We start from the raw sequence: 13,705 nt of genomic DNA, 5'->3' as shown, positions 1-13,705 counted from the left end.
AATAGATAGACTTAGTGTTTTTACTTAAACTGTTCAAGAGCGGGACGCAAATCAGTTCTTATTAATGACGTAGCTTCTTTCAACCCATTTACATTAATGCCATTATTTATTAAAACACCCTCGATTCGCTTTATATCTGAGCATGAATAACTGAAAAGCACTTTTAGGTAGCTTTTTGTATCTATCACCTTTATCAGTAGGTCTAACTTTTCCTGTGCATCCCCAGTTATTCTAGACATATTGCGGCAATCTCGGGCATTGCTTAGCGCTTTAAATTGAGCGTCAGATTGTGCTTCTTTCGCCAACTTATGCAAAATTGGCCAAACATCTTCTAACGTTCTCGTACCCTGGATAAAATGACTCAGCTTTGCTATATAGATATCGACCACGGTTTTGGACAGTTCGTGCACATTAGCGGCGTCAAAGCTTGCTTTTAATGACATAAGGTTAGTTACTAGTTCAGTTGTTTTAGGGGAAAGGGGCAACAAAGCTAACGCGCTCGTCTCACCACTGGCCTTGTTAGGTTTTCGGCCATAATCGACTATTTCAAAACCATTTCGCGTCCAAAAATTATCTAGTTCTAATGTGGTCCCGTAGGAGGTGCAAGTTGCATCTAAGGCCTGCTCACGGGCTTTATCAACGACTTTTCCAACTACATAACTCCCGAAGCCTCTCCCTTGAAGCTTCGGGTGTACGGCAATACGGTTAATTCTCCAATAATTGTGTGTGGCAGCTTTAGGATCGGTAGAAAGCAGGGTTAGCCTCTGTGCAGCTAGATGGCCTTTAGGACGTCGTCGGCCCGAAGCAATACCTGTCGATACATGGCTTAACCTAACACCACCTTCAATATTTATAATTGCGGCTGCTACCACAAAGGTGCCTAACTTCATTGTGGCAACCATTACGTCAGGGCTATCCAGTAAACGCATAAAATCGTCAGGCGTGGTTTGGTAGTGCGCCAGCGAAAGCAGGGACATAATTTGCTGGAGCGTGCTTTCATTAACGTTTTCAAAAGAGCTCAAACAGAAATTGCATCTTTTTATTAGTTCGCGGCTATCTTCTGACTCAACACCTGTGAGGTTATCGCCCGCAGAGTTGACCTTAAACGAACATGTGCTGTTAAAAAATGCTTCAAGAGGGTCGTTATCAAACCATCGCAGTGGTGTCGACAGTGTTAAATGAATGCTGCCATTAGGCAAATTGGGAATGAGTTTATGAATAAAGCCGTTTCCCGAACCTTCATAGCCTTGCAGCGTTGTGCTCAAAATCCACTGAGTGTTATTCGCTATTATACGGTTTATGGCTGGGAGGGGCATTGAAGCGGCTTCATCGATCACAACCAGGTCATAAGTCGTATTATCTGCACTGTAAAGCAGTTCGCTGTCAGGTGGTACCCATTTCACAGAGCCTAAGGACGTTCTTCGTTCGCCAGCGGATCGCTGCTCCTGATTTTCAGAGTCGGTGTCATGAAACTGACTGACTGTTTTCTCGGCGTCATCGAATCGGTGAAGTTGAGACATTACGTTAGCAACGTTTTCACGCTGTTCACTAGTAAGCAAAACGTTTTTCCCTTTTCTTATTACGCTATCAATAAATATACCTAACAAAGAAGATTTACCTCTTCCCCTTGGAGCAGTGACCAAGGCGTTCAACTTATTTAATGAGTAAGACTGATACAAATGGCCGTATGCGTTTTCTTGCTCTTTGGATTTAAATAGGGAACCTCTATAAGCCCTTTCTAATGAAGGTTCCTCCACTCGATAGGTTGTTAAATCCGGAAGCCTAGCTGTAGATTCGCTAAGTATTGCTATGTCAGCATTTGTACGCAGGCATTCAATAAAGCGTGCCACGTATCGGCTATGGGTGATTGTAAAGCCTTCTGATAGAAAAGAGACTGAAGCACTACTGCTCCACTGTTTAAACTCAGGGCAGATAAGTATTAAGCACCCATGGCGTTTTACTATGCCTGCCACTGCCATTGCATCGCCGGGCTTAAAAGAATCCCTACAGTCCAATGTCGCAATATCGTACTCGCTGCCTAGCACTTTTTTCCGTCGTTTTCCCTTTAGCTCAGTACTAGTAAAGGTCGCTACGCTCAAAGATGCAATTTCATCAGCTAAAGTTGTAATAATGGATAATGCGGCTTGACAATAAGCATCACTACCAGAAATTACCAGCATTCTTCGGTGAATTGGGTAATTTATGTCTGATAGGTGTGAGCCGTTTTTGCAGCTATTCTCACCGCTATTTTCGGAGTAGGGAGCGAGAAGCCATTCGCGTAATTGATTTAGCGCCATGAATCAGTTTTTTCGGTATAATCTTGCGCTATAGTAGCGATTTATTGTGAGGAATTCGAATGCGCTTTCTTTCCCGGCGTTTAGTTATGCCAAATGATCTTAATTACGCCAATTCTTTGTTCGGTGGCCGCGCGTTAGAATGGATAGACGAAGAGGCTGCCATTTGGGCAATCTGTCAGTTAGAGACCAACTGTTTAGTGACCAAGCATATTGGCGAAATTAGTTTTGAATCGCCGGCGATGCAAGGTGATATTGTAGAGTTTGGTCTGGAAACCAAGGCGGTAGGCCGGTCATCTATCACCGTAAGTTGTCTAGTGCGCAATAAGGCCACTAAAAAGACTATCTGCTTTGCAGATGACATTGTTTTCGTAAAGGTTGACCCAGATACTCGTCAACCAACGGCACACGGCAAAACGTTAGAAGGTTTGAAAGCACAGACTGATGATGAAGTACGTCGTCTTAATATGAATATTAACGCTGAATAGCCTTGGGCTCTGAGTGCCTTATATCATATAAAAATTATGACCTTAGCTTAATGTCTTATCTGCTTGACGGCGTGTATTGAACTGGTAGACTCCGTCGCAGATGTTGAGGTTACTATTTGAGTAGCCCAACGCTATACCAAGGGGTGTCCGTTTTCGGTCTGAGATCCACATAAGTGGGAACCCTTAAACCTGATCCGGATAATACCGGCGTAGGGATGGTTCACAGCATAGCCTTATCACCTGCCGTTAGACCCGGATCTTTTTTCTTCAATAAGAACAAGAGATCCCATGTATAAAACACTTTTCACACTATCATTGCTAGCAAGTTCTGTTGCTGCCTATGCACAAGAATCTGCAGTGAACAACACGTCAAAAAACACGCCTTCTGATATTGAACGAGTCGTTGTATCTGGTGATTTTCGACAAACAACACTTGACCAGCTAAGTGCTAGTGCGACTATTTTAGACCAAGAGCGTCTTCGCAGTAGGCAGCCAAGCCATATTGACAGTGTGTTGAACAGCATTCCAAATGTTAATTTTGCAGCAGGTGCATCTCGTGGCCGCTTTGTGCAAATTCGCGGTATTGGTGAGCGTAGTCAGTTTGCTGAACCAATCAACCCTTCTGTGAGCTTTATTGTCGATGAATTTGATTTTTCAGGCCTTGCCGCAGCAGGCATTATCTTTGATACTAAGCAGTTAGAAGTTTATCGCGGGCCCCAGGCTACGCTTTACGGCACAGGCGCACTCGCCGGAGCTGTTAAGCTTTCTAGTAACAACGTAGGCAGCGATGCGCCAGACTACGTAGAAGCACGAATTGGTAACAAAGAAAGTTATCGTATTGAAGGGGCAACGGGCGACGATATCAATTCCGATTGGGGATACCGCGTTGCACTTGTGCATAACCGTAGCGATGGCTTTGTAGAAAACACTTTTTTAGATAGAAGTGACACCAATAATATCGATGAAACTGCTGTGCGCTTTGCTGTAGAAGGCAGCGTAGACGAGAGAACCACGCTTGCACTTACCTACCGCTGGTACGATATTGACAACGGATACGATGCGTTCTCGCTTGATAACGACAACAAAACACTGTCTGATGAGCCGGGCTTTGACGAACACCAAACTCACGCAGTAAGCGCGCGCTCAACAACGAGCACAGCCGCGGGAGACTTCATACTTATTGCCACTCATGCCTCTCATAACATTGCGTATGGCTACGATGAAGATTGGACGTTCACTGGCTTTCACCCGTGGGGTTACACTTCTTTCGATGCGTACTACCGTGATGTTGAAACCCAAACCGGTGAGTTGCGTTTTGTGTCGTCTGACAGTGCAGCACTTTTCGACGGTATGACAGATTGGACCTTAGGCGTATTTTATAAAAACACAGAAGAAAAGCTGCTGCGTCAGTATACATACCTTGATAGCGACTTTGCCAGTGAATATACGCCAACGACAACCGCCATCTACGCTCAAACAGAAAGCCGTTTGAAGGACAACTTAGTGCTTGTAGCTGGGTTGAGAGTAGAAAACTATGACTTCGATTACGCCGATAACAACCAACTTACACGCGCGTTTGACACCACCATGGTTGGCGGAAAAGTAGCGCTTCAATATACGCAAGGCGATCACTTCTACTACGGCAGCATTTCACGCGGTTTTAAAGGCGCTGGCTTTAATCCCGACAGCCGAGTAAACGATAATCAGCGATTCTTTGACGAAGAATACAACTGGAACTATGAAGTGGGTGTAAAGGGCCCGTTGCTAACGCCTGATCTTATTGCTCGAGCTGCGATTTTCTACATGGACAGGACAGATACGCAGGTAAGTGATTTTGACGTTATCACCCGTGATGACGGCACGGCAGGTTTTGTAGATATTATCGATAATGCTGATTTGGGTACAAACAAAGGGGCGGAGCTTGAAGTCAGTTGGTTTGCAAGCGATGCATGGCAGTTAGATGCAAGTGTTGGTTACCTAAGCGCTACATTTGAAGGGTATACACTAGCAGACGGTACTGAAGTATCTGAGCAAAGACAGGCTCAGTCACCTAAGTGGACCGCAAACCTTTACAGTGAGTACGCACTTACAGACACTATGATATGGCGTGTAGATGTAGACTACAAAAGCGAATATCGTTTTTCAGACGGCCATGATGTAACTGCACCAAGCACGACGCTGGTTAATTCAGAAATCGTAGTTTTACACGGTGACTGGCAAACTTCGCTTTGGATTCAAAATGCGTTTGACCGCGAGTATTACACTCGAGGTTTTGGTGGTTTCAGCAACGACCCTCGCGATGAGTATGCGTTTAACGAACCATACTACCAAATAGGTAACGGTCGCCAGTTTGGTATTACTGTTAAATACGCGTTTTAAAAAAGGAAAAAGTCATGCAAGTTATGGTTGAACTGTCGTTGTACCCCTTGGTAAATGAATATATTCCACCTATTCAAGATTTCATTGATAGGTTAAATAGCTATAGCGATATCACGGTGACAACATGTTCTACCAGTACCCAGGTTTCGGGTGACTACACTGTGGTAATGAAAGTCCTTGGCGATGAAATGCAGAGAACTCACGAAGAAGTGGGGCAGGCGATTTTCGTGGCTAAGTTTTTAAATTTTGATGCTATGCAAGCAAGAAAGTCATCTTAATGGCTAACTTCTTTTCTGAGTTTACTTCTCAAATTGCCGCTACTTCACTGTTAGAGTGGGTAGCGGTTGTTCTTGCCATCGCTTATGTGTTATTAGCCGCGAAACAAAATAGCTGGTGCTGGCTCTGTGCCTTTGTTAGCACAGCTATTTATACCTGGTTATTTTGGCAGGTGACTTTGCCATTTCAATCTGCGCTTAATTTCTTTTACATGATAATGGCAGGGTACGGGTATTATCAGTGGTCGAAAGGTGCGGAAGACGGCGAAGTTAAGCCAGTGCTTCATTGGCCGCTGTGGTTACATTCACTCATTGTCCCAAGCATGTTATTACTCGCATGGGGTCTCTCTGAAGTGGCGGGTTCGCAATTTAATAGTGAGTACCTACTATTAGATGCAAGCATTAACCTATTAAGTGTGGTTACCACATTTATGGTGGCCCATAAGATTTTGCAAAACTGGGTTTATTGGTTTTTCATCAACCTTGCCTCAGCGTATCTATACCTTCAAGTAGGCTATGCATTGTCTGCCTGTCTGTTCTTAGGTTACGTAGGCTTTGCAGTATTTGGTTATTATCAATGGCTTATGCAATATAAGAAACAAGGTGAACAGGTTGGATATCATAGCCACGCTGCAAAAGGCGCTTAATCTCAGCGAAAGTGCAGATGTTTCGGTACACCCTGCTGGCGCGGTAAACCGTGTTTATCGCGTTCAAGACCCAGCAAATAGCCTACTTAGTTTAAGTGAAGGTAACCCTCAAATTACCGTTCATGAAAAGCTTGAAGATGTGCCCATTGATTTAGCCGTAAAGTGGCTTGGCGATGATGATTTCAGTGGTGTGCAACGCAAACATCAGTTTGCTCTACAGCAACAGTTGTATGAAGTGGGAATAGCGCCGCAGCCAATTTGGTTAAGCAATGACGAAACCATCTGGGTAGAACAGTGGGAAAGTGATAGTGCAAGCACTGGGCTTTCTTCAAGTAGACATGCTTCACTCACGTTGGCTGAAACCCTCATGCGCATTCATTCGCTGTCTATTACTGCAAAGCCATTAAATTTAGTTTCAAGGTGGCGACATTATTGTGAAGTCGCAAAGCTTGATACGAGCAGTGACCTTTACTTGAATGCGCAAGCGCTTCGAAAGAACGTAATCAAAAGTGAACAAGACGATGAAGACTGTGTCTTGTGCCACAACGATTTATTGACCAATCACCTATTGCTTGGCAAAAATAACACGATCAAGATCATTGATTGGGAGTATGCCGCAATGGGAAATCGTTACTTCGATTTAGCAAGCTGCTGCCTTATCAATAAACTCGATATGAATGAAAGCGAAGAATTAGTTGCACACTACGCAAAAGTCATGAACATCGACGAAGGCGATGCATTGAACAAGTTCAAGCTACATACTGAAATTGTTCAAACTACAAACGACCTGTGGTTTGCTGCGCTTAATGCGGATAAAAGTAACTAGTCGCAACGCGTGAAGCGCTTTAGGCTTGCTCATGCGTAAGGCTAGTTCAATGGTTAGCTTAAACAGGCATATTGGACGTTATTCGATCGAAAAAACAGCGCATTGCGTGTTAATTAAGCATGCAATACATGGTAGTGATAAAAAGGCTTTACCTTTTTAATGTCATCCGTATAATGCACAGCGCGCTAGGGGTGTAGTTCGAATTGGTAGAACAGCGGTCTCCAAAACCGATGGTTGGGGGTTCGAGTCCCTCCACCCCTGCCACTTTCTCTTCTTATGAACAATTCAGTTCAAACATAAAAATATTTCTTTGTAAATTTATCACCTAGTTCTTTTTACATAGTTACTTATCGTAATTTTGATTCGCAATGCTTAACGCTAGTGTTTTGTCAGGTGGGGCAAAATACTCAAGGGTCTATGCGCTAGTTAATCCTTAAAGGCGTAATGCTTGTAAAGTAAAAGATTTCAATACTTACCGGGCTTACGGGTAGGATTTTTTTAAGCGTTTTGTACTTACGGCATCACGCACTTTAGGTAAAAGAATGCGATAGTTATTCATTCAGCTCAGCAACTTTAGTAAACTGAATCCAATTATGGTTTATTCACTTTAGGTCTTTAACGCAATGTCTCTTACTTCATATCAGCAGGCGGTATTACAGGAAATGGGGATCCCGGTGTGGATCACTAAAGACGCCCATGCGAAGATGAAAAGGAAGGAAGGCTTAAAAGAAGGCAGCGCCTCAACGCTAACGCATGGCGTCGCGACTAGTGCATCGCCACAAATACCTCTTAGCCAAAACGTTCAGGAAAATAAGCCGCCTTCAACGCCAATTTCTCAAGAAGAAAAGCAGTCACGCCTGGCTCAACTAAGGGCAAATGTAGGCAGTAGTGCAAAAGATAAACCTAAGCCTAAAGATGCTGCCACAGCTAAAACACCTGCGCTATCAAATGAGACAACTGAAAAAAATGACGCGAATAAATCAGAAGTTACGCAAAGGGAAGCAAAAGGGCCTGCATCGCCAGAAGGTATTCCATTAAGTGCTGAACAGAGAGCGAAGTCACAGCAATGGCTAAAAGATTTGCAGTTAGCCTGTGTTCAGTTGGGTATTCCTTCACATTGGGCTAGCACCGTAACGATTGGTCGTACGCTATCTGTAACCGAATTAGCCATTGTATTACCAGCTGCACCGCTTAAACTCACCACCGAGCAAAAAAGGGCGCTTTGGGCACAGCTTATTAGTGCGGGAATTGCATTAAACAACGCTTCCGTTCCACCCCAGTAGTTGAAACCTATGAAGTTAATCATCGTACCGCCTGAAGGTTTTGAGAAGCACATTGTAAATGCGCACGCTATCCATCAACACTCGCAAGTCGTACCCTGGAAACTTAGCACCTTCGCGGATTGCTTTACTAAACCCTATTACGGAGTGTTTGCCTTTGAAGGTGACGAGGTAATCGGCTATGCCATTATGCTTGAAGTTGTTGATGAAGCAACGCTAATGGATATAGCTGTAGATAAAAACGCTAGAGGGAAAGGAGTAGGGCGGGCTTTAGTTGATTTTGTCGTTGAAATGTCGGTGAAGAATGGCATGGGTGAAATCTGGCTGGAAGTACGTGAAAGTAACTACGCGGCTATTTCTCTGTACGAGAGTTCAGGTTTTGAACATATCGAAACTCGTAAAAACTATTACACCGTAGAAAGTAGCGATGACGACAAAAGCGGTATCAATGGAAATATCGCACAAAAAGAAAACGCTAAAATCATGAAGTGGGCGAACCCAAACCTAATCTAGTCTATGGCTCCACCCTTAGCCATATGCGCTTCATGTATATTAAAGCACTATCCGAACTCAGGATACGCTTTCCAGCGCATAGCCGTGCGTGTTTAAATTGCATTATGTTCTCTTCACCCAAGGTAGAATTAGCATGTCCAGAGTGCTCAACAAGCCAATAGTCTCGTCTAAACGATTTGCCATAAATGTAGTTACCTATAAAGAGGGGCATCGTGTGTTAGAACATAATGACCCTATGGGCAGCGGGCGTTATTTTAAATTTAACGTGGTGCTAAAAAAGCCGAAGCTGGGTGGTCAGTTTTGGGCGGAGAAAGTCATCTTTAGCCTATTCAACCGAATTTACTTCTTTCGACCTGACAAATATATGCACAGTGTCAGTAAAATAGAGAAGGGAGAGCGTAAACTACTTTCTATCGCTTTGTACCTGTAAGTCAAGTTTATATACCGTGACGAAAGCCCCGTATAGCAAAGTTTCCACATGTGTTTAAAAAGTTGACCATTTGGTCGATAAATTGTCGTCATTCTACGGTAGGCTAGGTTTCAATTCGCCGCCAATTCACTTATATTTGCGCCCTTGCAATTCCCTGCCTACATTCATCTTACTCGGCGGTGGATACTTCTCTTAAAGCCTTTCTTGTAATTGGATTTTTTAAAACGCATGTCTTCAATATCGTTGGCGGAAAAAGAGCAATCAAAAGGTGTGAAAATGCTATTGGTTGCGGTGTTGTGTTTAGGACTTAACTGGCCAGGCATGAAATTAGGGCTAGAGATAGTTGGCCCTGTATGGATGGTGTGCTTGCGCTTTTTGTTAAGTCTTCCTGTACTCGCGCTGTTCGTATTTATAACCAAAAAGCGCCTTCCTACGTTAAACCGTAAAGATCGCTCGGTAGTGTTTGTTGTCGCGTTTTTCCAGTTTATCCTATCGATGGGGCTTATTACCGTATCACTGCAGTTTATCCCTGCAGGCACCGCCAGTATTCTTATTTACACCACGCCACTTTGGATGCTGCTTATCGACACGCTATGGTATCGACAACGCCCGCCTTCTAAACGATTAATTCTCACCGGTATTTCGACTATTGGCTGCGCAATGATTCTATTTGCCTCGGGGCAGCCCGGGGCATGGCTACCGCTTTTGGGGATGTTGTTAGCGTCTGCATTGTGGGCGGTCGCTATTCGTAGAGTGTCTTTTCATAAATGGAAAGGTAGCGTCATTGAAGCGGTATTCTGGCAGTTCACCATTGCTGGTTTTGCCATGCTTGCTATTGCTCTCATAGTAGAACCAACACCAAATTTTGGGGCTTACGCAATAAGTGACTGGCTGTTACTTGCCTACATTGGGCCAGTTGCTACGGGTCTAGGCTTTGGCCTTATGGTAGCGGCTGGGCCCAAATTACCGCCAGATAAAATTGTGTTAATAAGTACTCTTACCCCGATTGTGGGCTATGTAAGCTCAGTGCTATTGCTTAAAGAAACGCTACTGCCTATGGTAATGGCTGGCGCAATATTGATGATAGCAGCGCTAATCGTAAACGGCCTTTCGCCAAGCATACTTAAGAAAATACTAGGTAAAGGACGCATAAAGTAATCACTCTTTAAAGGGTTAGACGAGGTTGTATAAAGTCTAAAAATGCAGAGATGCGAGACGATACGGCGCTATTTTTGTAGTACACCGCCTGTACCGACTCTCTGCGGTTTGGGCTGATTATATCGTCGTTAAATAGCGCTATGAGTCTTCCCTCGCTAATATCCCTGTGAACCATAAAGTGTGAAAGTAAAGCTATACCTTGCCCTGCAATGCATAGTTGTCGAATGGTTTCACCGCTTGACGCATGAAGGCTGTATTGCAAGTTGATATCTTGCTTAAGTGGCCACTTATTCAAACCTGGTGAGTCGCTAAAACCAATCAGTTTGTGGTTACTCAATGAACTTGCGCTACCGCCATCTTCAGGTATAGGATACTTTTCAAGGTACTGCGGACTTGCCACAATATGCAGTTTACTTTTTCCTAAAGGTCTAGCATGCAAATTCGAGTCGTTTAAATCGCCAATACGTATTGCAATGTCGGTTTTGTGTTCTAACAAGTCGATAATGCTATCGTGACTCGTAATATCGAGCGTAATGTCAGGAAATGATTCTTGAAACTCGCCCACTAACGGCGCAAGTTGGTGCAGTACGAAAGCGCTTGCTGCATCTACACGAAGCTTGCCTGATGGGGCGCGCTTTAACAATCGCAATGCTTCTTCGCCTTTTTCCAATACGTTTAGCCCGTCTCTGGCATATTGGAGAAAAAGCTCACCTTCTTCTGTTAGCTCTAATCTTCTGGTAGTGCGGTTCAAGAGGGTTACGTCTAAGCCATCTTCCAGCCGGGTTACCGCTCTGCTGACTTTCGCAACCTGCTGACTAAGTAAATTGGCTGCACTAGAAAAACTACCTGTATCCACAACGGTTAGGAAGGCTTCTAAATCTTCAGTTCTTGATAAGACTGGCATTACACACCTTATATTTCAAATATCGCAAAAGTATTTTGTCATTAGTGCTGTTTTTTGCAAATAAATTTATCGTCAAACTGTACGCACTTTATTCATGGCTTTCAAAAAACGATCTAGCCGTTCTAGAAGCCAACGGTGGCGTTGTTAGTGATGCCATCTCGTTAATTACTTTTTGAGGATAACTAAAATGCCTATTGCATTATTTGCGTTAACGTTAAGTGCGTTTGCTATTGGCACGACAGAGTTCGTGATAGTGGGGCTGGTACCTACTATCGCGACAGATCTTGGCGTTACATTACCAAGTGCAGGCTTACTTGTTAGCTTGTACGCCGTTGGCGTTGCCGTTGGCGCGCCCGTTCTTACTGCTCTTACGGGAAAATGGAATAGAAAACATGTTCTCCTAAGCTTAATGGCGCTATTTGTGGCAGGTAACATTCTTGCCTGGCAAGCCCCTAGCTACGAGAGCCTAATTCTAGCCCGCATACTGACAGGCCTTGCCCACGGTGTGTTCTTTTCTATCGGGTCTACTATCGCTACTGGGCTAGTGGCAAAAGAAAAAGAAGCCAGTGCTATTGCCATTATGTTTACGGGCTTAACCGTCGCCTTGGTTACTGGCGTACCTTTAGGCACCTGGATTGGTCAAAACTTTGGGTGGCGAGCAACTTTCCTTGTGGTTTCCGCACTTGGCACGCTTGCGCTAATCGGTAGTGCATTGTTGGTACCGGGTAATCTTAAACAAAGTAAGCCTGCCACCCTGAGTGAGCAAATGAAGGTGTTGGTTCAGCCTCGTCTGGTATTAGTGTATTTGATGACGATTTTAGGTTACGGCGGCACATTTACGGCATTCACTTATCTTGCTCCTATATTGCAGGAAGAGGCGGGTTTTGCGCCCTCAGCCATCAGCTTAATTATGCTGGTTTACGGTGTATCTGTTGCGGTCGGCAATATTTATGGTGGAAAGCTTGCTGACAAAAAAGGCCCAATTCGCGCGTTAACAATCATCTTTTCAGCCCTTGCCATCATCTTGTTTGCGCTGACGTTTACCATGGGCAGTAAAGTTGCCGCAGTAATTACTGTTTTGGTATGGGGCGCCTTTGCTTTTGGCAATGTCCCAGGACTTCAGGTTTACGTTGTTCAATTAGCAGAAAAGTTTACCCCTAATGCTGTTGATGTGGCGTCAGGTTTAAATATCGCGGCATTTAACATAGGTATAGCGATGGGTTCAATTCTAGGCGGTGCAATTGTTGATGGTATGCAGCTATCAGATACCGCATGGATTGGCGCAATTATCTCCGTTGCAGCGTTACTTGTTACACGATACAGCGGCTATTTAGACAAGCGTGCACTGGCCTGAGCGACGAAGCGCCTATAAAACGCCACCGATTCGGGGTTGAAACTGGTGCAAATGGGCTTATCAAAGAATGCTAACACAAGAGCTTTGCAATGAAAGAAGCGGGGGGTGATCATATTGGTCTGCACTTCAGACGGAATACGCAGCCGGTAGAAAACGCTATGCAGCGCATTGCCGACACTGTATTACCTCGCTTTCACAAATAACGGAACCAACAAGGAGGCATCATGCCGAATGTAAATCAGTCACAATCTAAAATTCCTTCGCTAGGTGTAGGCACGTTTCGCTTAAAAGACGATGAAGCCTATAACAGCGTGACAATGGCACTTGAAGTAGGTTTCCGTCACATTGATACGGCGCAAATTTACGGCAATGAAGAAGCGGTAGGTCGCGCTATTAAAGACGCTATTGCAAATAATCTTGTTGCACGTGAAGACCTTTATGTCACGACCAAGGTGTGGAATGACAAGCTGAATAAAGCAAGCTTTGTGGATAGCGTAAAAGAGAGTTTGGAAAAGCTTCAACTGTCCTATGTTGACTTGCTACTTATCCATTGGCCATCACCGGAAAATGGTGAAAGCATGGAAGAATACCTAGGCGAATTGCTGCGTGTTAAGGAAATGGGCCTAACGAAGGAAATTGGGATTTCTAACTTCACTGTTGCGCAAATTGAAGAAGCGGTGAGAATTCTTGGTGAGGGGACTATCGCCACGAATCAGGTAGAAGTTCACCCTTACCTGACCAACGAAAAAGTGCGTGCCGTATGCAAAAAACACGGTATCAAAGTGACAGGGTATATGCCGTTTGCTGTGGGTAAAGTGCTAAAAGACGAGATCATCGCTGCGATTGCAGATAAGCATGGTGTAAGCACTGCTGAGGTAGTTGTCGCGTGGGAGCTGGCTCATGATTTAGTCACTATTCCGTCGTCGACTAAGCGCAAAAATTTGGAATCAAATTTCAAAGCGCTCGAACTTACCTTAGATGTAGAGGATATAGCAAAAATTGATGCGCTAGATTGCGGCGACCGTCAAGCCAACCCAGATTTTTCACCTAAGTGGGATTAATCGAAAAAATTACCTTGTTAAGGAGCTTTTATGCAAGCTAACGTTTGGCGATTTGAGCAACGCCCTGCAATTTTCAAAAGAATATAAGCGAAAAGC

Annotated in this window: 13 protein-coding genes, 1 tRNA gene and 1 riboswitch; of the genes, 12 read left to right on the top strand and 2 right to left on the bottom strand. The window is 44.2% G+C overall.

The window, feature by feature from the left end; translation table 11 throughout:
- Positions 1-20: 20 nt before the first annotated feature.
- Positions 21-2,297: a GNAT family N-acetyltransferase gene (locus D1814_RS02395; RefSeq protein WP_118489930.1), complete on the bottom strand. Its 2,277-nt coding sequence runs from the start codon at positions 2,295-2,297 to the stop codon at positions 21-23.
- A 59-nt stretch (positions 2,298-2,356) separates the two neighbouring features.
- On the opposite strand from D1814_RS02395, the gene D1814_RS02390 reads away from it, so the two are divergent.
- The 10 genes from D1814_RS02390 (at position 2,357) to D1814_RS02345 (ending at position 10,290) form a co-directional block, all read left to right on the top strand.
- Positions 2,357-2,782 (top strand): acyl-CoA thioesterase, encoded by a 426-nt coding sequence (locus tag D1814_RS02390; RefSeq protein WP_025254437.1) that lies wholly within the window; start codon positions 2,357-2,359, stop codon positions 2,780-2,782.
- A gap of 129 nt (positions 2,783-2,911) precedes the next feature.
- Positions 2,912-3,015, top strand: a riboswitch (TPP riboswitch).
- A 55-nt stretch (positions 3,016-3,070) separates the two neighbouring features.
- Entirely contained in the window at positions 3,071-5,161 is a 2,091-nt protein-coding gene (locus D1814_RS02385; RefSeq protein ID WP_118489929.1) for a TonB-dependent receptor, read from the top strand.
- 14 nt (positions 5,162-5,175) lie between these two features.
- Positions 5,176-5,439, top strand: coding sequence for a hypothetical protein (locus tag D1814_RS02380; RefSeq protein WP_118489928.1), 264 nt, complete (start codon positions 5,176-5,178; stop codon positions 5,437-5,439).
- Positions 5,439-6,083 (top strand): nicotinamide riboside transporter PnuC, encoded by a 645-nt coding sequence (gene pnuC / locus D1814_RS02375; protein ID WP_118489927.1) that lies wholly within the window; start codon positions 5,439-5,441, stop codon positions 6,081-6,083. The genes D1814_RS02380 and pnuC overlap by 1 nt, the downstream gene beginning before the upstream one ends.
- On the top strand, positions 6,049-6,909 hold the full coding sequence (locus D1814_RS02370) for a phosphotransferase (RefSeq protein ID WP_118489926.1): 861 nt from the start codon (positions 6,049-6,051) through the stop codon (positions 6,907-6,909). The genes pnuC and D1814_RS02370 overlap by 35 nt, the downstream gene beginning before the upstream one ends.
- Before the next feature lie 187 nt (positions 6,910-7,096).
- Positions 7,097-7,173: transfer RNA gene (locus D1814_RS02365), tRNA-Trp, on the top strand.
- Positions 7,174-7,532: 359 nt separating this feature from the next.
- Entirely contained in the window at positions 7,533-8,192 is a 660-nt protein-coding gene (locus tag D1814_RS02360) for an alanine acetyltransferase (protein ID WP_118489925.1), read from the top strand.
- A gap of 9 nt (positions 8,193-8,201) precedes the next feature.
- Complete coding sequence (gene rimI, locus D1814_RS02355; RefSeq protein ID WP_118489924.1) at positions 8,202-8,702, top strand: ribosomal protein S18-alanine N-acetyltransferase; 501 nt, start codon at positions 8,202-8,204, stop codon at positions 8,700-8,702.
- Between the two features lie 133 nt (positions 8,703-8,835).
- Positions 8,836-9,132: a 2OG-Fe(II) oxygenase gene (locus tag D1814_RS02350; RefSeq protein ID WP_118489923.1), complete on the top strand. Its 297-nt coding sequence runs from the start codon at positions 8,836-8,838 to the stop codon at positions 9,130-9,132.
- A 228-nt stretch (positions 9,133-9,360) separates the two neighbouring features.
- The gene (locus D1814_RS02345; protein WP_118489922.1) at positions 9,361-10,290 is read left to right on the top strand and encodes a DMT family transporter; all 930 of its coding nucleotides are present in this window, start codon (positions 9,361-9,363) and stop codon (positions 10,288-10,290) included.
- Positions 10,291-10,297: 7 nt separating this feature from the next.
- Here D1814_RS02345 and D1814_RS02340 read toward each other — a convergent pair whose 3' ends face one another.
- A complete protein-coding gene (locus D1814_RS02340) occupies positions 10,298-11,194 on the bottom strand; it encodes a LysR substrate-binding domain-containing protein (RefSeq protein ID WP_118489921.1) in 897 nt (298 codons plus the stop codon).
- A 187-nt stretch (positions 11,195-11,381) separates the two neighbouring features.
- Between D1814_RS02340 and D1814_RS02335 the strand changes: the two genes are divergently transcribed.
- Together D1814_RS02335 and dkgB are read left to right on the top strand one after the other, a co-directional pair.
- Positions 11,382-12,548, top strand: a complete 1,167-nt coding sequence (locus D1814_RS02335; protein WP_118489920.1) for an MFS transporter — start codon at positions 11,382-11,384, stop codon at positions 12,546-12,548.
- A 224-nt stretch (positions 12,549-12,772) separates the two neighbouring features.
- Positions 12,773-13,609, top strand: coding sequence for a 2,5-didehydrogluconate reductase DkgB (dkgB, locus tag D1814_RS02325; RefSeq protein WP_118489919.1), 837 nt, complete (start codon positions 12,773-12,775; stop codon positions 13,607-13,609).
- Positions 13,610-13,705: the final 96 nt, after the last annotated feature.

This window comes from Alteromonas sp. BL110, assembly GCF_003443615.1.
GTDB lineage: Bacteria > Pseudomonadota > Gammaproteobacteria > Enterobacterales > Alteromonadaceae > Alteromonas.
Note: the sequence above shows the minus strand (reverse complement) of the source record. Positions and strands in the feature narration are given on the sequence as shown.